The organism is Parapedobacter lycopersici (genome assembly GCF_024643285.1).
GTDB classification, from domain to species: Bacteria; Bacteroidota; Bacteroidia; order Sphingobacteriales; family Sphingobacteriaceae; genus Parapedobacter; species Parapedobacter lycopersici.
Genome location: NZ_JAMSLW010000001.1, coordinates 103,655 through 123,800 on the forward strand (window position 1 = coordinate 103,655; position 20,146 = coordinate 123,800).

The following is a 20,146-nucleotide window of genomic DNA, read 5'->3' on the forward strand; positions in this document are numbered from 1 at the left end:
AAGCTATACGGCACAAAATTTGGTCGATAAGTTGGGTTAGGTAGTAAATTTCACCGTTTATGCATTTTTAGAGAATGCTGAAGGGGTCACCCCTGATTCTTTTTTAAAGAATTTTCCAAAATTCGCCGGGTCTGAAAAACCCAACCGATAGGCAATTTCCGTTATGTTAAAGTCGGTGTATAAGAGCAGGGATTTAGCCTCTCTTACCAGCCTTTCGGAAATGTACGATAATGCGTTTTTGCCAGAGACAGCCTTGATCGTGTGCGAGAGGTGATTGGGTGTCACCGAAAGAAGATCGGCATATTCCTTTACCGTCCGCTTCTCAATATAATGGCTGTTTACCAAATGTAGGTATTTGTTCAGGAGCCCCTGATCAGGGGAAGCGAACCGTGCGGCATCGTATTGTTCATTTACAAATTCTTTGACACGGTAAAGCAGCGCAAGCAGTTTTAGCCTGGCTTCAATATGTGCGCCCTCGCTGCTCCTCTCGTAAGCTATGAAAACCTCTTCAAAATTGGGAGTTAATTGGTGATAAGCGGCCTGATTTAGTGTAAATAGGTTTGTGTAAAGACGATTAAAGAACGGAAATTCCTGATGGAAGTTCGGTTTAAAAAATGAAAAACATTCCGGCTTAAAATAAAAGATATACCCTTCCAGGGCATCGGCTTTGGAAAAACTATAGACTAAATCCGGTGAGTGACAGACAAGATAAGCCTCTGGGTTATTCACGGTTTTATCGTCATATTTTACTTCGATTTTTCCGGAATTTAGAAACAGGGCAAAAAAATAGAAGGCCCTTCGAAATGGGGGACGGTAAATTTCTGTTTTTGAATCTGATTTTTGTAATTTCCTACTATAAAACAGCGGGTTGCTTGTCCTCCCGGGCAAAGGTATTGTATCTAAAAAATCATTGATTTCGGTATAGTATGGGATGGAAAAAGTTGGTTTTGTCATTATTTTTTATGTTTTTGACTTTATGGACAGCACTGCCAGTAAAAAACTGAGGACGGCTGCCACTGTACGGATCAAATTCAGTTTGTTCCAAGGGGCTTCAAATCTTTCCCTCAGCGATAAAATATCTTCCGGAGTAGCCGTATTGAGGTTAAAACGTGCTATCATATTGTTTAAAGGTACATTTCCAAACATCGTTACGCCAAATACCCCAATCGCATACAACATTGTGGCCGACAACATTAGCCAAAACGAAAACTGAATATCCGACCGGTAGGAAAGCCACGTTGCCAGCGGCAGGAAAATTAGGCTGCCCATAAAACTGGCAAAGAACCAACCGTTCAATATCGCGGTATTGATCGACTGAAACGCCATGATATACTCGCTGTCCGGAAGCTTTGCCAATGCCCCTGTAACAGAACAGGCATAGCTGTAAAAGAGTCCCGCCACCAACCCGGTTAGCAGTACTGCTACGATTTGAACAAGCTGATAAAATGCCATATTGTTTAATTTTGTATGTTCCAAACACCGGTTTGATCGGTTTTGACCACATATTCGCGAAATGTAGTCGGTTTGCGCCCGATTACGTCTTCAATATCCTGGGTGAGCGATTCGTTCCGTCCGTCCAGCTCTTCAGTAAACAAGTGTTTCATGAGCCAAATAATGTTTTCGGGAACTTGGTAATCCCGAAGGATTTTGGTGTAACCATCCATGCTTACCTCTTCATACACGACCGGCCTGTTTATGGTTTCGGATATCATGCGGGTCGTATCGTTAAAAGACAGTAATTCCGGCCCCGTAAGCTCATAGATTTTCCCGTTATGCTTATCGTCGATCAATGCCTCGACTACCACGTCAGCAAGGTCGTCAAGATCGACGAAAGGTTCCAACGCCTTGTGTTCCGGGACTACGAAGTAGCCAGCCAAAATATTATCGAGAAAAAAGAATTCACTGAAATTCTGCATGAACCAACTGGACCTCACAACTGTCCAAGGCAGTCCTGAATCGATCACGATCCCTTCGGCTTCCTCGGCCTCATCCGCACCCCTCCCGGAAAGGAATACCAGTTGCTGAGTCCCGGACTTTTTTGCCGTGTCCACAAAGCGTTGGATTTTTTCCATAGCTCCCGGGGTCACAAAATCGGGGTAATAAGTGATGTAAACCTTTTGGACACCGTCTAAAACCGTATTCCAATTTTCGGGGTGATCCCAATCGAAAGGAGGATTTCCATTTCTGGAGCCTGCCCGGACAACCATTTCCTTTTTTTGGAGTTTTTCCGCCACCCGTTTTCCTGTTTTCCCTGTTGCGCCCAATACCAAAATTTCGTTTGCCATAATTTTTTGTATTTTTTGATTTAAAAACTAGGGCAAAAATACCGGGTCGGGATAACCGGAAATTGAACAAATCGGACAACAAAGCGACTGTTGCGAATTTTTTAGTTGCAAGGGCTTTTTACCAGCGAATTTCTTGATGCTTCGTATGGTAAGTACAGCACCCAGGTACCCATTGGGAAAAAAGTAAGGTTGGCATCCTGGGACGCTAAACTAATCTAAAACGATACTGAAGTGCATATTTTATTGAAACCGGTCTCTTCATGTCGAAACAAACAGACCATCTGATTGGCTGCTGGACGTAACATCAGTTCTGTTGAGCAAGTTGTAGCAGATGGTGATAAAAACTTCATATGTCATTATTAAACTTCGCTTAAATATTGTAGCGTAACGAGGCGTTTTTATAGTTCGTCCTTTCCATTTTATATGTAAGTGTTTAAGTTGTTAACTGGATTATAAATTTCGCTTGGCGCTTTCAATGGTAATGAACGCCGGCAAATATTCTGGAGTACATCCTTTTGATACCATCTTACCTTTGTAAAGGCCTGTTTTTTCCCCAAGTGCAATACAACGATTCCGATACTTTTGGTCATAAACTCCAATCCAGCCTGCTGTCAAATTCATAGCCCATTGAACTTCTGGTTCTTCTTTTTCAATGCGTATTTCAATTTTAGAAAGTAACTCTTCGCTGTTTGGTGGTGGTGTTTGCCCAACCCAACGTAAACGAGCTTGATAATACCAAAAAACTCGTCTTTGCAGTGAGGATCGGCTGTTTTCCCAAGTTTCCATTAATGAAATAGTCTTTTTGTCTTTGGAAAGCTGATTTGCCATTAACCAATCAATTAATTGAAGTCTTTCGCTTTCTTTGTGTTGCTTAATGTCGTTATCTAAGTTGTCAATAAGTTTTTGCGAAAGTTGTTTTTTGTCCATAAGCAAAATTGCCAATTGTCGGGATAAAAATTGCCCTGTTGACCAAAGTTCCAAAGCCAATTCGTGGTCTTTTTTAATCACACTCGCAATCTTTCGTAAATCTCCTAACTTAGTTTCTGTATTGATTTGAGCCAAGATGTTTTCAGCTTGTGAAGAGCGTTCCATATCAATCTTTTGTTTTTCTAGACAAATAAAATAATGCTAACCTTAAATAATCGTCCGCCTACTTTGTTATTGTCGGTTCAGGAGAAATATTTCTTTGTATTTACTTCTATTGCATTTTTCAGCTTAACCACGTTCGTTTCCTCTTGCTTTTTAAGAGAGCTGCTCATGAATACCAACAGTGATTTAGCAAATATTAATAGTGCCATACTATTAAACAGTGGATTATTGAAAATATTATCAACCAAACGACATATTAAAAAGTAACAAGTATGAATTATATCGATAAGAAAATTTCAGATCAGTAGGCAATTGCGATATTAGCAAAAAACGAAATTCAGGTGGATGATGATGAGGCTGTTATTATATTAGCGTTCTGTATCTTGTATCAAAGAATCCCTCAAAAGTAAGGAAAGACATCGGGAGCTTAAGGAGAAATTGAACTTCAGAAAAAACTCTTAAATAGTCCATGAAGGATGTCTTTTAAAAAATCATTCAACACACTAAAAAAGTTTTTTAAAAATCGAACTATAATTGACCAGACTCTACCAGTGTGGCTCGCAGATTTCTATTGGCATAAAAAAAGGAGACAACTACTGTGTAGTGTCTCCTTAAGTGATCCCGCTGGTACAAAACTCGAACCTTTTATTAGAAGATTTGAGGCGATTGAACCAATTGAAAGATAGCTATTATATATATGATTTGGATAAAAATAAAGTTAGTTGCTCTAAACCGAAAAACACTTTAAATAGAGAAAAAAGGAAATTGTAAAAATTATCGCTGAAGAAATCACAAAGCAATTTAACCTTACCGATTAACTCAAGAATGATCCTAATTTATAGTATTTGGTGCAACAGGAATAGGTATTCATAAAGCTGACTGAAAGCTTTATCGTCGCCTTTCTACATAAAAAGTGATTTCTCAAACGTATCAAATTCAAATTGAAAGCCGGTTTGTTTTATTTTTTCATTACTTGCCTTTGAAGCCTCCAACAACATCGCAGACATTTCCCCCAAAAATAATTTTATTATAAACGCTGGTACATTGGGCAGAAAACTCATTTTTCCAAATGATTGGAGCAGGGTTTTAGAAAAAACATTCATAGAAATATGCTCGGAAGAAACAGCATTAAAAACTCCACTTATTTTATTGGTTTTCAGAATAAACTCGTACAACCTTACTAAATCCCGAAGGTCGATCCAAGGCAAATATTGCTTGCCGTTTCCTAAAGATATATTGATGCCCAACTTCGCCAAAGGTGCTAATCTTTGGTATATGCCACCCTCTTTCCCGAGGACAACGCCCAGTCTTAAAATCACCGTAGTAATACCCAAACTTTCGAATTGCAATGCTGATTTTTCCCACTTTTCACAAACATTCGCTAGAAAATCGTTCCCGTTATTGGATTCTTCTGTAAGTATCTCATCGGAAGTAAACGCCCCATAGTACCCTGTGGCAGAAGAGGAAATGAAAGTATGTATGTTAGAACCCGTTGTTTTAACATACTTAAAAAGTAAATCTATTGCCTTGATCCGGCTTTCAATTATTTCAACTTTCCTTTTTTCCGTCCAACGTTTTTCGGTAATGTTTTCTCCGGTTAGATTGATGATTTTCGTCACCCCCTCAAAGGCTTTTTCGTCAATAAAGCCATTTTCAATATCCCATTTAAAATACTGGATGTTTTCCGTGGTATCGATACTGTTCCTTCGGGTTAAGACATTTACGATATAGCCACAATTTATCAGGTGTTTAATTAATGCTTTTCCAACAAAACCTGTGCCCCCGGCGATTAATATCTTTTTCATTGATTGATTTTTGAAAGTAACTCCGGAAAAGCCTGTTTGAACCAGACCGTGTAATGCGATGGATTATTTTTTATATCTAGTATAATTTCATCCGCATTCATCCACTTATAGTCCTGTGCTTCATCTCGGTTTAAAACAGGACTTTGGTCAGAGTAACCAACAAAAACATAATCCAACTCGTGTTCTGTCAAATTATTTTCAACCTGCTCATTGTATATAAATGAATAGATCAATTTTAAATCACATTTCAGTCCCATTTCATAATTTAGCCGCTCCTCCGCACTTAAAGCAACGTCTTCTCCCCATTGCGGATGCGAACAACAGGTATTTGTCCATAAACTGGCTCCATGGTATTTGTGCCCTGCCCGCTGCTGTAAAAGCAATTCCCCTTTACCATTGAATATAAATACCGAAAATGCTCTGTGAAGCCACCCTTGTTCATGAGCAACCAGTTTTTCCATCTCAGCAATTGCATTATCGCTTTCATCCACTAGCACTACATTGTTTCTCTCCATTTTTCAATTAAGGTTACTATTTAGTTGTCTCTAACAGTCTCTCCATATACTTTTAAAGCTCTTTCTCGTGCGAAACTGTGTTCTAACATTTGTTCGGGATAAGCATCTGTCCCAAATTCGGGAAGCCATTTTTTAATATATTCCAGCTTTTTGTCAAATTTTTCGGTTTGTAAAGCCGGGTTAAACACCCTGAAATAGGGTGCAGCATCGCAACCCGAACCTGCTGCCCATTGCCAGTTTCCATTGTTAGCAGACAGGTCATAATCGTTCAGTTTCTGAGCAAAGTAGACTTCGCCCCAACGCCAATCGATCAGTAAATGCTTGCACAAAAAACTCGCTACGATCATCCGAACCCGGTTGTGCATAAAACCTGTTTGGTTCAACTGTCGCATTCCTGCATCTACAATCGGATAGCCTGTTTTTCCCTCGCACCATTTTTCATATTCCCGCTCATTGTTTCGCCATTTGATAGTATCGTATTTAGCTTTGAAGGATTGCTTAACCACTTTCGGGAAATGATACAGGATTTGCATAAAAAATTCCCGCCAGATCAATTCATTCAGCCACGTTTGATTGTGGTTCAATGCAAAAGCTACGCATTTACGGATACTGATGGTGCCAAACCGAAGAGCGACGCTCAACTGTGTCGTGCGTTGGATTGCAGGGTAATCCCTGAATTTATCGTATTCATCAATGGTTGATGCATCTAATTCCGGCTTTTCAAAAGTGAAGTCCGTTTTTTCAAAACCGATTTCACTTAACGAATGGATTTCTGCAAACTCCTGCCTGAAAAAGTTAGCGTAATCAGGATTATGCAACTTGTAATCTTTTGCTGTCAACAACTCTTTCCATTTTTTTGAATACGGGGTATAAACTGTGTATGATGTTCCATCATTTTTCAACACATCGTTTTTGTCAAAAATCACTTGGTCTTTGAATGCCTTAAAAGGAACACTCCGTTCGTTGAAAAACTGGCATATCTCCGTATCCCGTTTAATGGCTTGCGGTTCATAATCACGATTGCAGAAGACACCTTGAACAGCATACTTTTCAGAAAGCATTTTAAAAACATCCAACGGATTTCCATTAAATGTATTCAGCCTTGCAGTGAATACTCTAAGTTCAGTATTTATCGTTGAGATTGCTTGATGGATGTAGTCAACTCTTCGGTCTTTTTTATTTTCCAGTTTATTTAAAATGGTTGGATCGAAAATAAAAATGGGAAGGATAGGAATACCAGAAGATAATGCCTGATACAAACCCACATTGTCTTCCAAACGCAAATCCCTGCGAAACCAAAAGACAGAGACGTTACTTTTCATTTAGAAATGGATTATCGTTCCTATCGTGCTTTACCCAGATCAATTTAGACGTGTCGTAGCCAATTTCTTCGGCAATTTTCAGGTAGTCGGCTTTAATCCCTTCAGGAACGTTTTTTGTCCTCGATAAAATCCATAAATAATCCAGGTTCTTTCCCGCAACCAAGGCGTACTGGTAATTTTCGTCCAATGCCACGACATTATATCCCGAATAAAAAGGACCGAAAAAACTTACTTTTAATTCGGCAAGGTCTTTATCCTTTCTGAATTTTGCCAAACCATCCGCTTTTTCCCATTCGTTTTTTCTGTAATTGTAACCACTGTTTAGCACAATGATATTGCCTTCTTTATTCAAACTGTATTGAGCAGAAACATTGTCCAAGTCCCTTTCAAAACGAAAATCAAAACGGGCAATTTCATACCAAGTGCCTAAATATTCATTGACATCAAAGTTTGCGACCGCTTTTGCCTTTTTGGGAATCGAGGCACATGAATTTATCAGAACAATTAATCCTATGGAAAGGGCTAGTGTTAAAATTTTATTTTTTGCGCTCATCATGCATATGTTTAAATCGTTTAAAAAAATAAAGCACCAAAAGAAATTGCGTATATCCATAAACGGCATCCTCAATTGGTATCGTTAGTATTCGCACACCCAGAAAGTCCCGGGGGTTGTAATTCACTATGGGTGTTTCCAATCCGGTGCCGGTCAGAAGGCCGTTTACCGGAAAGAAACCCAACATCAGTACCGTAAACACCAGCGATGCTCTGCCAATCCAATCCGCCCGGGCAATAAAATGCAGGTAGATTAAGGTTGTTGTGGTAGCGATAGCGGTGACCAGCGTATAAATTTTGTCATAGTGCAGCAAAGCCATAACCGAACAGATAATCACACTGACAAAAACGATCAGGTTATTAAAGGCGGATAGCCATTCCAACCTGAAAAACTTATCGAAACAGAAATAGGTAAATATACATGAAAACGGAATACAGATAAAAAATAGCCATTCTTCAATCGGTAACCCGGCCAAGACTATTCCGAGCGTATAATCTGTATTGAACCACCAAACACCTTTTGCCGTAAACCATATATCCCAAGAAATAAATGGTATAGCAACGAAAATCGCAGATTTTATAAACGCTCCAAAATAACGATTAAAGAGAATTCGCCTATCGTAAGATGCGATGAAACATATGATAACCGTAAAAAGCAACACTAATGAGTAAGTATATGCTATCATTTTTTCTCGGAGTTAAAATACATTTTAAAATACCTGAAAGGCACATATAGAAAACCAAAACACTCGCCATCTTCTTTGCCGATATGCTTGTGATGTTGTTTGTGTGCTCTGCGCAGTGCCAAAAAATAGGGGCTCTGGGTTCGGGACAGAAATTTAATCCGTTGGTGGATAAAAATATCATGTACAAAAAAATAAGCCATTCCATAAAGCATAACGCCCAATCCGATAAAAAACAGATAATTGAAATTTTCTAACGAACCAAAATACATCAAAGCAATAGTCGGTATAGCAAATATGACAAAGAAATAGTCGTTCTTTTCAAGAACGCCCTCATTGCTGTGGTCGTGATGGTCTTTGTGCAAAACCCAAAGAAATCCATGCATAACATATTTGTGGATAATCCAGGTTGCCCCTTCCATTAATGTAAACGTGATCAATACGATTAAAAAAGCCATATCAGTTCTTTATTGCGTTAAAAAGTTTTTCTAAAACGTCGTATCGGAAATCAAAGATGTCCTCCAATTTCTTTTTCACAAAAAGTAGATGTGCCATCTTCCCAAAAAAGCCGAAAGGTAACTCATAATCTACCGTATCTTTCATCAGCACTCCGCCTTTATTGGGGATAAATTCGTGAAAATGGCTCCAGTATTTATAAGGCCCTTTCTCCTGAAAATCAGTAAAGCTTTTATTGGGTTCCACATGGGTAATTCTCGTTCTCCACTTCAAAGGAACTTTCAGCAACGGCGAAACGATATAATCGATCACCATGCCTTCAGCAATCTGTTCGCTGTTATAATCCGACAGCAGCGTAAAACCCATATCTTTGGGTGTTATCTTCGAAAGGTTCTTAGGAGAAGAGAAAAAATCCCAAGCTGTTTCGATATCGCAATACAATTGTTGCTCCCTGTGCAATTGATGTTTCATTGCTTAGCCTTTTAAAAGCGTTTCTATCATTTTCTGAAAAATCTCCGACCTGATTTGGTGGCGGTTTTCCTTAATAAAAACGGTATCCTCATTTATGTTTGATTTATATCCTAAAAAAGAGGGAGCATTTTTTTGAACCGAAAGCCTAATAAACCTCAATTCCACATTAGTAGGTTCTTTTTTGATTGCCTGCTCGATGTTTTTCTTCCCTTCTTTAAATGTATTGAGTTTACCTATCGGACTGAAAACGTGATTTGCCCAAATGGTTTTTGAACCACCCAAATAAGCCAAATGTGTAGCTGAATTATTCTTTGTTTTCGTCAATTCTGCAATCATTCTTTTGCACAACGCTTTGTTTGATATCAGTGTGTTGTAATTAGCCCTTACTTCATCCAAATCGGTTGAATTAAAACTCATAAAAAAGAATATTGTCGATATTAGTAAGTCAGTTAATTTGATCATAAAAAAGCAGTTTTATATCTTACATAACTTTTGAATGCCACAAATGCCTTTTCAGAATTAGGAACCCGAATCCTATTATTCAATATCTCTTTGGAGGATCTTCTTTTTATTTTTTGAAACAAAGACAAATAGTATTTGTAAGCTAAATATACCCCAAACATTGCAGAATTGGGCAGCTTCTTAATCCCAATTAAAGCCTCTTTAAACTCTTCTTCTATTTCCTTTTCAATTTGACATTTCACACAATTATCAAATATGCACATATCAATATTCGGAAAATAAGTCCTACCCAAAATCTGATAATCATCTTTCAGATCCCTTAAAAAATTAACTTTTTGAAAAGCTGATCCAAGTTTCATGGCATAAGGTTTTAATTCTCTATATTTTTCCATATTCCCATCTGTAAAAACTTGCAGACACATCAGCCCGACTACTTCCGCTGAACCAAAAATATATTCTTCGTATAGTTCTGAATCATAATCTATTTTCTGCAAATCCATTTCCATACTATGTAAAAACTGTCCAATCAGACTTTCGTCAATTTTATACTGATTTACTGTTTCCTGAAACGATTGCAGAATAGGGTTGAGCGAAATTCCTTCATGCAGTGCATCGTAGGTTTCTGCTTTTAATCGATTCAATAGCTTCTCTTTATCGTACCCGTGAAAACTATCCACAATTTCATCTGCTAATCTTACGTACCCGTATATCGCATATATTGCAGAACGAATAGACGGTTTCAGCGCTAAAATCCCAAAAGAAAAACTCGTGCTATATTTTTGGGTTGTTATCTTGCTTACCGAGTAAGATAGTTCATCAAACAACTGTTTCATAGTTCTTATTGTTTAAGTTTGATTATTTCATTCGCTATAATTTTACCAGATATAATGGACGGTGGAACTCCGGGGCCGGGAACGGTCAATTGACCAGTATAGAATAAGTTTTTCAACCTTTTATTTCTAATTTTAGGTTTCAAAACCGCAGTTTGACCGAGCGTATTTGCCAATCCGTAAGCATTGCCACCATAAGCATTATAATCTGAAATAAAATCGCTGGCACAATAACTTCTTTTGTATTCTATCTTTGATCGTAAATCGGTTATGCCTGTATGTTTTTCAATTCTTAAAAGCATTTCCGTTAAATATTTTTCCCGAATAAGCTCTTCATCGTTTATCCCGATGGCTAAAGGCATCAACAAAAACACATTTTCTTTACCTTTAGGAGCAACGGCATTATCTGTTTTTGACGGACAACAAGCATAAAACAGTGGTTTCTCGGGCCATTTCTTCTCTCCATAGATAGAATCAATATGTTCGTCCAAATCATTTTCAAAGAAAAGTGTATGATGGTTTAGGTTGGGAATAGATTGCTTGATACCTAAATAATAGATTAAGCTTGATGGGGCGAATGTTCTGTTTTGCCAATATGTTTCTGAATAATTTCTACACTCTTTATCTAGAAGTGTTTCTGTATGATGATAATCCGAGGAAGCAATTACCGCATCAAATTCCAGGGATTCGCCATTGATAGTTAAAGATACGACTTTGCCATTCTCTGTATTTATACTTTCAACGGTTTTGTTAAAATGAAAAACTGCACCTTGGTTTTCGGCTACATTTTTCATCGCTAATACGAATTGATAAAAGCCACCTTTCGGATAATGCGTTCCTAAAGCATAACCTCCGTAATTCATCAAACTATACAACGCCGGAATATTCTTTGGAGACGCACCCAAAAAAATTACCGGGAACTCCATCAACGTTCTTAGTTTTTCATTTTGAAAGTATTTGGCAACATAGGTTCTGAAGTTTGTCAACAAATCCAATTTTAAAGCACTTTTAGCTATTTTTAGAGAAATGAATTCCGCCCAATTGTGGCAGGGCTTATTCACGAAATCCTGCATTCCGACTTCATACTTGAATTTGGCCGATTGCATGAATTTTTCCAATTGTAATCCTGCACCCTTTTCAATTTGTTCGAACAAGAATTTAAGTTCTTCTAGATTCTTGGGAACACTGATTTTGTCTTCTGAAAAAACCACTTCAAACTGCGGGTTTAACGAAATCAACTCGAAGAAATCAGAAGTTTTGTAACCGAAATCGGCAAAAAAGCTTTCAATAATATCAGGCATCCAGTACCAACTTGGTCCCATATCAAAGACGTAACCTTGTTCGGTAGAAAATTGCCTTGCTCTTCCTCCCGGCTGGTCGTGTTTTTCAAATACGTGAACTTCACTCCCTGCTTTCGCCAGATAAGCGGCAGCAGACAATCCCGAAAAACCTGAACCAATAACGGCTATTTTCTTCTTCATCGCCTTTTATCTTTTAAAACTTCATTCAATAAATATTCTGGTTCAATATTTTTATCGTAGATCTGTTGATGAAAATAATTGAGTTTATTGAGCAACCTGATCAATTCCATTTTTTCGTTATGGGTTAAATCTCCTGTAACGATTTCAGTTGCTTTTCTGATTTTGTCCATTTGCTTTTCTAAAACCTCAAGCCCTTTATTGCTTATTTTTAAAACTTTACTTCTTTTGTCGGTCTCAGAATCGGTTTGATTTACCCAACCTTGCGCAATCAACCGATTGATAACTTGCATTCCCGCAGGTTTTTCGTGAACGTTCCTTTTTATCAAGTCCATTTTGGTCATTTCCCCGAAAGCTTTTAAGTTAATGAGGTAGATAAAATCTTCCTGTGTAGAAAAATCCGATCCGAATATGGCGGACTTGGAATAACTCTTGGCATATCTGTTCATATGGACAATTAAAGTATTAATGACACTTTCTGCACTACGTCCCTTTTCTTTTCCATCCCAATTAGGTTCATTATTTTTTTCTTCACCTTTATAATTGGCAACTATCCATCTTTTAAAACCTTCTATATCATTAGGGTATGTTCTTCCTTGAAGAATATCTTCTTCAAATTCCTCAAGCAGATTGACAACATTTTTTAAAATATCATATTTCATATAATTATATTAGTTCACAAATATACTATATTCAACTTATTAAATGTATAAATTTATACTAAATTCTTTGCGGGTTTATTTTTAGCAATACAAGACTCTTGGTAAGGTCGGTAGTATATATATATTATGAGGATGTAATTAGTGGATGAAACGGCAATAATGTATCATTCAATTTATTACCGAAAATTAGCTAATAATAAATATTGGAGGTGAATCTTATAGAAAGAAAAGAAATAAAAGCTTACCCAAAAACCATATGGACTGTTTAACAAATCAGGTAGAAATAAAACAATGGTTGGTTGTTGACAAAAGCGACTGGGTAACCACAAGTGAAGATACTCATACCAAAAAAAGCCAAAAGGTACCCTTTGGATTCAAATGGCGCCTTTTGGCTTTTGTTTGTGATCCCGCTGGGATTCGAACCCAGGACCCATACATTAAAAGTGTATTGCTCTACCAGCTGAGCTACGGAATCATCCGTTTATACGGGTACTTTCCTGTTTTGGAAAGTGGTGCAAAGATAGAATTATCGGACGTATAGTCCAAAATAAATTTCAGATAATTTTCAGTTCGACATTAACAGGTTTTATTTCAGTGTGTAGCGTTTTGATAAGCCGTAGGGGGCTGTCTTTTCAGTAGGCTACCGGCCTTCCGGCACCGCCATATCAGTTCCTTTGATACGCGGTTTCGCCATTAATGGCCGTGCGTAGCACGTCGATGTCCCGTAACGATTCTTCCGGTGCAGTCATAATGTCTGCTGCTAACATGACGAAATCCGCTTTTTTCCCCACTTCGATGCTACCACGTTTATCTTCTTCAAATTTGGCGTAAGCTGCCCAACAGGTCATCCCGCGCAAAGCAGCTTCGCGACTGATGGCATTTTCCGGTTGGAAACCGCTATTTGGATACCCGTTTTGGTCTACCCGGGCGATCGCGGCATGGAAGCCGTATAGCGGATTAATATGTTCCACCGGGAAATCGCTTCCCAGCGCAAGTAATCCGGTTTCACTGAGCAACTGCCGATAAGCGTAAGCCCCTTTAACACGTTCCGGACCCAGTCGGTCCATTGCCCAGTACATATCGGAAGTCGCGTGGGTAGGCTGCACCGAGGGAATGATACTATACGCTTCGAATTTTTCAAAATCCTGGGGAGCGATAACCTGTGCATGTTCTATACTCCAGCGTCGATCATTTTTGCCCTGCAGGTATTTGCCATATATATTCAGAATCACCCGGTTGGCAGAGTCACCGATGGCATGGGTAGCCAACTGGAAATCACTCGCCGCTATCCGGGCTATGGCCGAATCAATAGCTGCAATACTGGATAATAGGAACCCCGAGGTAGGAGCATCGGCATAGGGTTCAAGTAAACAGGCCCCGCGTGAGCCGAGCGCCCCATCGGCAAACAGCTTAAACGTCCGGACCGTAAACCGTTCGCTCACATACGGCCCTTTCGCTAGGTAATGCCGGAGATTTTTTTCAGAAAACCCGGCCATGGCATGGTTACGGATACGCAGTGCCCCGGTAAGGTAAAGGCTGTCAAGCAGCTTGATATTCCGTTGATTAAGTCCTGCATCGCTCACCGTGGTCAATCCCACAGCGAAACATTCGGTCTCTGCCTGATGGAGCATTTTCGTGAGATCCGCAGTCGTATACTCGGGGATTTTCGAAGCTACCAGCCCCATGGCATTATCAATAAGCATTCCGGTAAGCCGGTTGTTTTTCACTTCAATAACGCCTCCGGTGACGGTCATCGGCGATTGGATGCCTGCCAGCTTAAGCGCGCGTCCATTGGCTATTGCCGCATGCCCATCAATCCGCACCAGGTACACCGGGATCTCCGGAAAAACTTCATCCAGCTTTTCCCTATCGGGAAAGGTCTGGTTTTCCCAAAGATTCTGATCCCATCCCCGGCCCCTTAACCAGGTCGTATTGGGATATTCGGTGCGGAACGCCTTAAGGCGATCAATGACCTCTTCAAACGATTTGGCTCCTGTTAGGTCTGCCTGACCGAATGTCTGGGCGAAACCCGTAAAATGCGCATGCGCATCATAGAAACCAGGGTAAACAGGCTTGCCGTGTGCATCTATTGTTTCTGCTGCTTTATAATTCGTCCGGATTTCGTCGGAAGTGCCAATAGCGATAAAGCGACCGTCCTGTACGGCAAATGCTTCGGCGGTTGAGAATGCGCTGTCAACGGTATACACCAGGGCATTATACACAATCAGGTCGGCCTGTTTCGGCCGGCCACACGATGTCATTGCTATTGCCGCTGCAAGTAACAGGCGGCCCATACAGGATCTTGTCATCATTTCGGATTTATGGTTTATTTGCCGCCCGTACAATACGGTCCGCACCGTGAATATCCGAATATAGTGTTACACCCGCAAATCCTTTTTTTTCGAGTAACTCACATACTTCTTCGCCATAGCGACGGTTGATCTCAAAATACAGGTGCCCGGCAGTTGCCAGGTGCTTCAGGGCAAATGCCGCAATATGCTCATAAAATAACAACGGTGTACTGTCTTCAACAAAAAGCGCCAGTCCCGGTTCGTGGGCGGCTACGTTCCGGTGCATTTCCTCCCGTTCAGTCATCGTGATGTATGGTGGGTTACTCACCACGACGTCAAATAACTGCGTTGCTTCAAAAACGGTGTCCCATTCCAGTATATCAGCATTTATAAACGAAATGTCTGCCGATTGCCGGGCGGCATTCTGCCGGGCAACAAGTAGTGCGTCGGTGGAAACATCCAACGCGTAAACTACTGCCTCGGGAAATGCCAGCTTTAGGGCGATGGCGATGCAACCGCTTCCCGTGCCGATATCAATGATGCGGTGCGGTAGGCGGCCGGTCACCTGACAGGTCTGGATAATCCGTTCAACCAGCTCCTCGGTCTCCGGGCGCGGTATCAATACAGATTCGTTAACCAGCAGTTCCATTCCCCTGAACCAGGCATGTCCCAGCACATATTGGATAGGTTTTGCAGTAAGCAGCGTCTGCAGCTTGTTGCTTAACCAGGTAAAGGTTGCTTCATCCGGTACATCCGATTTCCTGCGCAGGTATTCGGATCTGGACCAGCCAAATCGCGCTTCCAGGAGCATGAAATAGATTTGCCTGATTTCATCAGCGTCATATAAATCCTTCAGTTCATTTATAAATTGCTGTTCAATGGTTGCTATACGATCCATGTATGCAAACATACACATGTGCCCGTAAATGAGGTACAATTCATCGCAATTTTAGCTAAGTTTGTACCATGCAGGAGCACGAATTATATATGCGGCGTTGCCTGGATCTGGCCCGGCGGGGTGCAGGTTCAGTAAGCCCCAACCCGATGGTCGGGGCATTACTGGTACACGACGGAAAAATTATTGCCGAAAACTACCATCGCATATACGGCGGCCCACACGCTGAAGCATTGGTAATTGAAGACGTTAAGAAGAAGTACGGTGATGCCGCTGCAGACATCTTTCCGGAGTCAACAATGTATGTCAGTCTGGAACCATGTGCACATTACGGCAAGACACCCCCATGTGCCGGGCTGCTGGTGCAGCAGCAGGTTGGACGGGTTGTCATTGGCTGCCGCGACCCTTTTGCAGCGGTAAATGGAAAAGGAATCCAGATCTTACAGGAGGCGGGTATTGAAGTTGTGGAAGGGGTGCTTGCCGATGAAGCGCTTTGGCTCAACAGGCGGTTTATTACCCGTATCAGGGAGCAACGTCCTTATGTCATTCTTAAATGGGCACAAACGGCCGACGGTTACCTGGCACCGGCAGATGGCTCGCAGCGATGGATTACCGGCATGGAAGCACGCCAGCTGGTTCATCGCTGGCGCAGTGAAGAGGATGCGGTGCTGGTAGGCACCAGAACGGTACATGCCGACGACCCACAATTGACCGTAAGGGAATGGGAGGGAAGAAACCCCAAACGCGTTATCCTGGACAGACAGCTTACCATACCAGCTACTGCCCGGGCAATGGACGGTGCTGCGGAAACCATTGTGTTCAATGATTCAAAAACCGATTGGGTGGAAAACATCAAATACATTGCCGTAGAAGATATGGACTGGTACCTGCCACAGAAAATGCTATACCAGCTTTACCTGATGGATGTGCAGTCGCTGATTGTGGAAGGAGGGCGTAAGACGCTTGACCTTTTTATTGCGGCCGGATTATGGGATGAAGCCCGGGTATTCAGCGGGGTCGATAGCTGGGGTGAGGGAATGGAGGCACCGGTACTGCACCGCAAACCTGGAACCGCACAGTCCGTCGGGAGCGACCGGCTGGAAATTTTTTATAACAAATGATAATCCATATGATTGTATAATGGATTTTTATATTGCAGCCATTATTCAAGCACTGTGCTTTGGCCCGTTAGTGATGGGATTATTTCTTTCGATGAAGATTTTCAATATTCCTGATATCACGACCGACGGAAGTTATACGCTTGGTGCCGTAATTACAGCGGTTTGCTTATCCAGGGGATACGGATTGCCCGCCATATTGATACTTTCCATGCTCGGTGGCGCACTTGCGGGTTGCTGTACTGCGTTTATCCATACCCGGCTGCGGATCAATGCGTTGCTGGCCGGTATACTGGTGATGACTGCCCTGTATTCCGTTAACCTAACCCTGCTGGGACGATCAAACATGCCGCTGTTGTCCCATTCAACCATATTCAGTTGGTTTTCCGTGTTCGCTGTCACCGACCAGAATACGCTGGCCGTCTTAATTGCTTTGTCGGCTGTCTTGTTTTTTGCGATGAGCTTCATGCTTCAAAGTGATTTTGGCATTGCCATGCGGGCTACGGGCGATAGTGAGAGCATGGTCCGTGCGCAGGGAGTTAATACCGCCCGGATGAAAGTTTATGGGTTGGCAATATCCAATGCCCTGGTGGCACTCAGCGGTTGTTTAATCGCACAGTTTCAGGGATTTACTGATATTAATATGGGGATAGGTATCGTAATCAGCGGATTGGGTGCAGTGATCATCGGAGATACGCTGATCAACCTGCTGAAAATACGCGCGATTCCCCTGATGCTCGGCTGTGTGTTACTGGGTGTTATCCTATTCCAATTGATGCTGGCCGTTGCACTTGGTGCAGGCGTGGATGCCAGCATGTTAAAACTGACCACCTCATTGCTGGTCCTGCTGATCGTGGCATTGCCCCGCGTTGGAAGTACGGTCATTCAGTTAAGTAAACGTTAATTGCCGGGCGATGTTAGAGCTTCATCACATATGCAAGACATTTGACAAGGGTAAAGCCACGGAGGTAATGGCCGTAGATGGCGTAACGCTTCAGCTTGAAGCAGGCAGTTACACGGTCATTGTCGGTGCTAACGGATCGGGCAAGAGTACACTCCTGAACCTGATAGCGGGTAGTATTTATCCGGACAGCGGAAAGATTTTGCTGAAAGGGGAGGAGATACAGCGTCTCCCGGATTACAGACGGAGCCCGTGGGTCGCACGCGTTTTCCAGAATCCGCTGACAGGAACTGCCGCCTCCCTGAGTATTCTGGATAATTTCCGCATGGCGGCCCTGCGAAAATCCCCCAAGTGGATGAAGCGCGGAGTGGATCGCCGCTTTAAAACCACGGTTGCCGAGAAGCTTACCACACTGGGTATGGGCCTGGAAGATAAACTGACACAGGTCATGGGCACCCTGAGCGGTGGCCAACGCCAGGCAATTACATTATTGATGACGGTGATGACCGGCGTGGATGTGCTGTTGCTTGACGAGCCGACGGCCGCACTGGACCCCCGTTCCGCAAGAGAAGTAATGGAAATTGCCGACCGTATTATCCGGGAAAACAACCTGACGGCATTGCTGGTAACCCACAACATCAACGAAGCGCTCCATTACGGCACACGCCTGATTCAGATGGAGAACGGTAAAGTGGTGCGCGATTTTGATAATCAAACGAAGTCCGGACTTCAGCACGGCGAAGTCGTCACTTGGTTCGATTATTATTAGCCTGATTTTTTGTGTGATAACATAATAATAGGTAACTTTAGGCGTGACCTTGCCTGAAAACCTGTTGCATTTTATATGGAAATACCGGCTATACCACGCTCAGCGTATGGTTTCGGTGTCGGGAAATAACCTGGACGTGCTGGATACCGGTACACACAATACTGACGCCGGTGCGGATTTTCAATCGGCCAGAATCCGGATAGGTACTACGGAATGGTCGGGGAACGTGGAGATCCACTGGCGTGCTTCCGAATGGGAATTACACCGGCACCATCGGGATACGGCGTATAATAATGTGATTTTGCATGTGGTATACGAGTATGACAGAACGGTTGCCCGTGCCGACGGAACAATTCCGGAAACACTGGAGCTGAAACCACTGATCCCAGCCCATATTCTTCCGAAATACTGCGAAATGATGGAGCATATGCACTGGATTCCCTGTGAGAAACATATTCACCGCGTTTCTCCCTTCCAGCTTACTTCCTGGTTATCGAGGCTACTCATAGCGCGTTTTGAGCATCGGGTTGCTGCGGTATATCAATTGCTGGGCCAGCAGCGCGGGAGTTGGGAGGACACGTGTTACCTATGGATGGCGCGGAGTTTCGGCTTTAAGGTAAATGCGCCGGCATTTGAACAGCTTGCGTATGCTGTGCCGTTCAGTATGGTCACCAAGTACCGTCATCGCCCCACGGTCATTGAAGCGCTGTTTTTTGGTCAGGCCGGCCTGCTGGATACGATTGGTTTTACGGATGATTACCCAAAGGCATTGCAGGCCGAATATGCATACTTGCGCAAGTTACACGGACTTTTACCGATGGATGCAAGTGCGTGGAAATCCATGCGCACACGGCCGGGTAATTTTCCTTCCATGCGCATCGCCCAATTTGCCGCGTTTTGCCAACGACTGCCGCAGTTGCTACCGGCTATATTGGAAACCCCTACCAATGAAATGCCCGACACATTGTTTAACGCATTACCTGTAAACGACTACTGGAATAACCATTACCGATTTGATGTGCCAGCAGCGGTGCACAGCAATCAGTTGGGCGAACGGTCCATGACAACCTTGCTGATCAATGCCGTGTCGGTTATTTTATTTGCGTATGGTAAATATATTGGCAAAGAAATGTATATTTACCGGGCGATTGCGTTATTGGAACGGCTAAAAGCCGAAGATAATGCAATAATAAGGCGTTTTTCAACGTTAGGTGTTCAGGCAGCGCATGCTGCGGAGTCGCAGGCGCTGTTACAATTGAAAGCCTGTTATTGCGATAATAAAAAATGCCTGGATTGCAGCATTGGGCTTTCCGTTATTAAATATAAGAAGGATGATTAGGCGAGTGCTCTTGTTTTTTGAACAGCGATCATTTGGTGTGTGCACCTATATCGGGGAACGCTTCGGCATATCCATATCCAAACTCCGTTTGTTTTTTATCTACACTTCATTTCTGGCTGTCGGATTTCCGATTATCTTTTATTTCCTGGCAGGGGTGGTATTGGATTTCCGCAATTACGTCAAGCGTATGCGCCACCGGCTTTGGGACGTTTAGTCCCTATAA

The 20,146-nt window shown here is 42.1% G+C and carries 22 protein-coding genes, 1 tRNA gene and 1 pseudogene; 5 read left to right on the forward strand and 19 right to left on the reverse strand.

What is annotated here, in order from left to right:
• Positions 1-57: 57 nt before the first annotated feature.
• From NEV57_RS00455 to prmC, 19 genes and pseudogenes are all read right to left on the reverse strand, one after another.
• Entirely contained in the window at positions 58-729 is a 672-nt protein-coding gene (locus tag NEV57_RS00455) for a helix-turn-helix domain-containing protein (protein ID WP_257656318.1), read from the reverse strand.
• A gap of 231 nt (positions 730-960) precedes the next feature.
• Positions 961-1,452: an anthrone oxygenase family protein gene (locus tag NEV57_RS00460; protein WP_257656319.1), complete on the reverse strand. Its 492-nt coding sequence runs from the start codon at positions 1,450-1,452 to the stop codon at positions 961-963.
• Between the two features lie 5 nt (positions 1,453-1,457).
• Positions 1,458-2,285, reverse strand: a complete 828-nt coding sequence (locus NEV57_RS00465) for an NmrA family NAD(P)-binding protein (RefSeq protein WP_257656320.1) — start codon at positions 2,283-2,285, stop codon at positions 1,458-1,460.
• Positions 2,286-2,735: 450 nt separating this feature from the next.
• On the reverse strand, positions 2,736-3,377 hold the full coding sequence (locus tag NEV57_RS00470) for a DNA alkylation repair protein (protein WP_257656321.1): 642 nt from the start codon (positions 3,375-3,377) through the stop codon (positions 2,736-2,738).
• Between the two features lie 899 nt (positions 3,378-4,276).
• A complete protein-coding gene (locus NEV57_RS00475) occupies positions 4,277-5,179 on the reverse strand; it encodes a TIGR01777 family oxidoreductase (protein WP_257656322.1) in 903 nt (300 codons plus the stop codon).
• On the reverse strand, positions 5,176-5,694 hold the full coding sequence (gene idi / locus NEV57_RS00480) for an isopentenyl-diphosphate Delta-isomerase (RefSeq protein ID WP_257656323.1): 519 nt from the start codon (positions 5,692-5,694) through the stop codon (positions 5,176-5,178). The genes NEV57_RS00475 and idi overlap by 4 nt, the downstream gene beginning before the upstream one ends.
• Before the next feature lie 20 nt (positions 5,695-5,714).
• Positions 5,715-7,016: a cryptochrome/photolyase family protein gene (locus NEV57_RS00485; protein ID WP_257656324.1), complete on the reverse strand. Its 1,302-nt coding sequence runs from the start codon at positions 7,014-7,016 to the stop codon at positions 5,715-5,717.
• The gene (locus NEV57_RS00490) at positions 7,006-7,572 is read right to left on the reverse strand and encodes a lipocalin family protein (RefSeq protein ID WP_257656325.1); all 567 of its coding nucleotides are present in this window, start codon (positions 7,570-7,572) and stop codon (positions 7,006-7,008) included. Before NEV57_RS00490 ends, NEV57_RS00485 begins: the two co-directional genes overlap by 11 nt.
• Positions 7,553-7,888, reverse strand: coding sequence for a lycopene cyclase domain-containing protein (locus tag NEV57_RS00495; protein WP_257657017.1), 336 nt, complete (start codon positions 7,886-7,888; stop codon positions 7,553-7,555). Before NEV57_RS00495 ends, NEV57_RS00490 begins: the two co-directional genes overlap by 20 nt.
• Positions 7,889-7,978: 90 nt before the next feature.
• Positions 7,979-8,254, reverse strand: a pseudogene (locus tag NEV57_RS00500) (lycopene cyclase domain-containing protein); the annotation flags it as partial.
• The gene (locus NEV57_RS00505) at positions 8,251-8,709 is read right to left on the reverse strand and encodes a sterol desaturase family protein (RefSeq protein ID WP_257656326.1); all 459 of its coding nucleotides are present in this window, start codon (positions 8,707-8,709) and stop codon (positions 8,251-8,253) included. The pseudogene NEV57_RS00500 and the gene NEV57_RS00505, both read right to left, overlap by 4 nt.
• A gap of 1 nt (position 8,710) precedes the next feature.
• Entirely contained in the window at positions 8,711-9,178 is a 468-nt protein-coding gene (locus NEV57_RS00510; protein ID WP_257656327.1) for an SRPBCC family protein, read from the reverse strand.
• A 3-nt stretch (positions 9,179-9,181) separates the two neighbouring features.
• The gene (locus NEV57_RS00515; protein WP_257656328.1) at positions 9,182-9,640 is read right to left on the reverse strand and encodes a hypothetical protein; all 459 of its coding nucleotides are present in this window, start codon (positions 9,638-9,640) and stop codon (positions 9,182-9,184) included.
• Positions 9,637-10,473, reverse strand: coding sequence for a phytoene/squalene synthase family protein (locus NEV57_RS00520; RefSeq protein WP_257656329.1), 837 nt, complete (start codon positions 10,471-10,473; stop codon positions 9,637-9,639). Before NEV57_RS00520 ends, NEV57_RS00515 begins: the two co-directional genes overlap by 4 nt.
• Positions 10,474-10,478: 5 nt before the next feature.
• Complete coding sequence (crtID, locus tag NEV57_RS00525; RefSeq protein ID WP_257656330.1) at positions 10,479-11,951, reverse strand: bifunctional phytoene desaturase/3,4-desaturase; 1,473 nt, start codon at positions 11,949-11,951, stop codon at positions 10,479-10,481.
• On the reverse strand, positions 11,948-12,610 hold the full coding sequence (locus NEV57_RS00530; protein WP_257656331.1) for a MarR family winged helix-turn-helix transcriptional regulator: 663 nt from the start codon (positions 12,608-12,610) through the stop codon (positions 11,948-11,950). Before NEV57_RS00530 ends, crtID begins: the two co-directional genes overlap by 4 nt.
• 402 nt (positions 12,611-13,012) lie before the next feature.
• Positions 13,013-13,085: transfer RNA gene (locus NEV57_RS00535), tRNA-Lys, on the reverse strand.
• A gap of 190 nt (positions 13,086-13,275) precedes the next feature.
• Positions 13,276-14,922, reverse strand: coding sequence for an amidohydrolase (locus NEV57_RS00540; RefSeq protein WP_257656332.1), 1,647 nt, complete (start codon positions 14,920-14,922; stop codon positions 13,276-13,278).
• 7 nt (positions 14,923-14,929) lie between these two features.
• The gene (gene prmC, locus NEV57_RS00545; protein WP_257656333.1) at positions 14,930-15,799 is read right to left on the reverse strand and encodes a peptide chain release factor N(5)-glutamine methyltransferase; all 870 of its coding nucleotides are present in this window, start codon (positions 15,797-15,799) and stop codon (positions 14,930-14,932) included.
• Between the two features lie 68 nt (positions 15,800-15,867).
• Between prmC and ribD the strand changes: the two genes are divergently transcribed.
• From ribD to NEV57_RS00570, 5 genes are read left to right on the forward strand one after another with little or no spacing between them, the layout of a single operon-like run.
• Positions 15,868-16,917 (forward strand): bifunctional diaminohydroxyphosphoribosylaminopyrimidine deaminase/5-amino-6-(5-phosphoribosylamino)uracil reductase RibD, encoded by a 1,050-nt coding sequence (ribD, locus tag NEV57_RS00550; RefSeq protein WP_257656334.1) that lies wholly within the window; start codon positions 15,868-15,870, stop codon positions 16,915-16,917.
• Positions 16,918-16,936: 19 nt separating this feature from the next.
• Positions 16,937-17,818, forward strand: a complete 882-nt coding sequence (locus NEV57_RS00555) for an ABC transporter permease (RefSeq protein ID WP_257656335.1) — start codon at positions 16,937-16,939, stop codon at positions 17,816-17,818.
• Positions 17,819-17,828: 10 nt separating this feature from the next.
• Positions 17,829-18,584, forward strand: coding sequence for an ABC transporter ATP-binding protein (locus NEV57_RS00560; protein WP_257656336.1), 756 nt, complete (start codon positions 17,829-17,831; stop codon positions 18,582-18,584).
• A 43-nt stretch (positions 18,585-18,627) separates the two neighbouring features.
• Positions 18,628-19,923 (forward strand): DUF2851 family protein, encoded by a 1,296-nt coding sequence (locus NEV57_RS00565; RefSeq protein WP_257656337.1) that lies wholly within the window; start codon positions 18,628-18,630, stop codon positions 19,921-19,923.
• Positions 19,916-20,137: a PspC domain-containing protein gene (locus NEV57_RS00570; protein ID WP_257656338.1), complete on the forward strand. Its 222-nt coding sequence runs from the start codon at positions 19,916-19,918 to the stop codon at positions 20,135-20,137. Before NEV57_RS00565 ends, NEV57_RS00570 begins: the two co-directional genes overlap by 8 nt.
• The last annotated feature ends 9 nt before the right edge of the window (positions 20,138-20,146 follow it).

Excerpts from the sequence above, each read along its gene's own strand:
- NEV57_RS00460 (WP_257656319.1), bottom strand. The coding sequence starts at position 1,452 with ATGGCATTTTATCAGCTTGTTCAAATCGTAGCAGTACTGCTAACCGGG.
- NEV57_RS00465 (WP_257656320.1), bottom strand. The coding sequence starts at position 2,285 with ATGGCAAACGAAATTTTGGTATTGGGCGCAACAGGGAAAACAGGAAAA.
- NEV57_RS00470 (WP_257656321.1), bottom strand. The coding sequence starts at position 3,377 with ATGGAACGCTCTTCACAAGCTGAAAACATCTTGGCTCAAATCAATACA.
- NEV57_RS00475 (WP_257656322.1), bottom strand. The coding sequence starts at position 5,179 with ATGAAAAAGATATTAATCGCCGGGGGCACAGGTTTTGTTGGAAAAGCA.
- idi (WP_257656323.1), bottom strand. The coding sequence starts at position 5,694 with ATGGAGAGAAACAATGTAGTGCTAGTGGATGAAAGCGATAATGCAATT.
- NEV57_RS00485 (WP_257656324.1), bottom strand. The coding sequence starts at position 7,016 with ATGAAAAGTAACGTCTCTGTCTTTTGGTTTCGCAGGGATTTGCGTTTG.
- NEV57_RS00490 (WP_257656325.1), bottom strand. The coding sequence starts at position 7,572 with ATGATGAGCGCAAAAAATAAAATTTTAACACTAGCCCTTTCCATAGGA.
- NEV57_RS00495 (WP_257657017.1), bottom strand. The coding sequence starts at position 7,888 with ATGGCTTTGCTGCACTATGACAAAATTTATACGCTGGTCACCGCTATC.
- NEV57_RS00505 (WP_257656326.1), bottom strand. The coding sequence starts at position 8,709 with ATGGCTTTTTTAATCGTATTGATCACGTTTACATTAATGGAAGGGGCA.
- NEV57_RS00510 (WP_257656327.1), bottom strand. The coding sequence starts at position 9,178 with ATGAAACATCAATTGCACAGGGAGCAACAATTGTATTGCGATATCGAA.
- NEV57_RS00515 (WP_257656328.1), bottom strand. The coding sequence starts at position 9,640 with ATGATCAAATTAACTGACTTACTAATATCGACAATATTCTTTTTTATG.
- NEV57_RS00520 (WP_257656329.1), bottom strand. The coding sequence starts at position 10,473 with ATGAAACAGTTGTTTGATGAACTATCTTACTCGGTAAGCAAGATAACA.
- crtID (WP_257656330.1), bottom strand. The coding sequence starts at position 11,951 with ATGAAGAAGAAAATAGCCGTTATTGGTTCAGGTTTTTCGGGATTGTCT.
- NEV57_RS00530 (WP_257656331.1), bottom strand. The coding sequence starts at position 12,610 with ATGAAATATGATATTTTAAAAAATGTTGTCAATCTGCTTGAGGAATTT.
- NEV57_RS00540 (WP_257656332.1), bottom strand. The coding sequence starts at position 14,922 with ATGATGACAAGATCCTGTATGGGCCGCCTGTTACTTGCAGCGGCAATA.
- prmC (WP_257656333.1), bottom strand. The coding sequence starts at position 15,799 with ATGGATCGTATAGCAACCATTGAACAGCAATTTATAAATGAACTGAAG.
- ribD (WP_257656334.1), top strand. The coding sequence starts at position 15,868 with ATGCAGGAGCACGAATTATATATGCGGCGTTGCCTGGATCTGGCCCGG.
- NEV57_RS00555 (WP_257656335.1), top strand. The coding sequence starts at position 16,937 with ATGGATTTTTATATTGCAGCCATTATTCAAGCACTGTGCTTTGGCCCG.
- NEV57_RS00560 (WP_257656336.1), top strand. The coding sequence starts at position 17,829 with ATGTTAGAGCTTCATCACATATGCAAGACATTTGACAAGGGTAAAGCC.
- NEV57_RS00570 (WP_257656338.1), top strand. The coding sequence starts at position 19,916 with ATGATTAGGCGAGTGCTCTTGTTTTTTGAACAGCGATCATTTGGTGTG.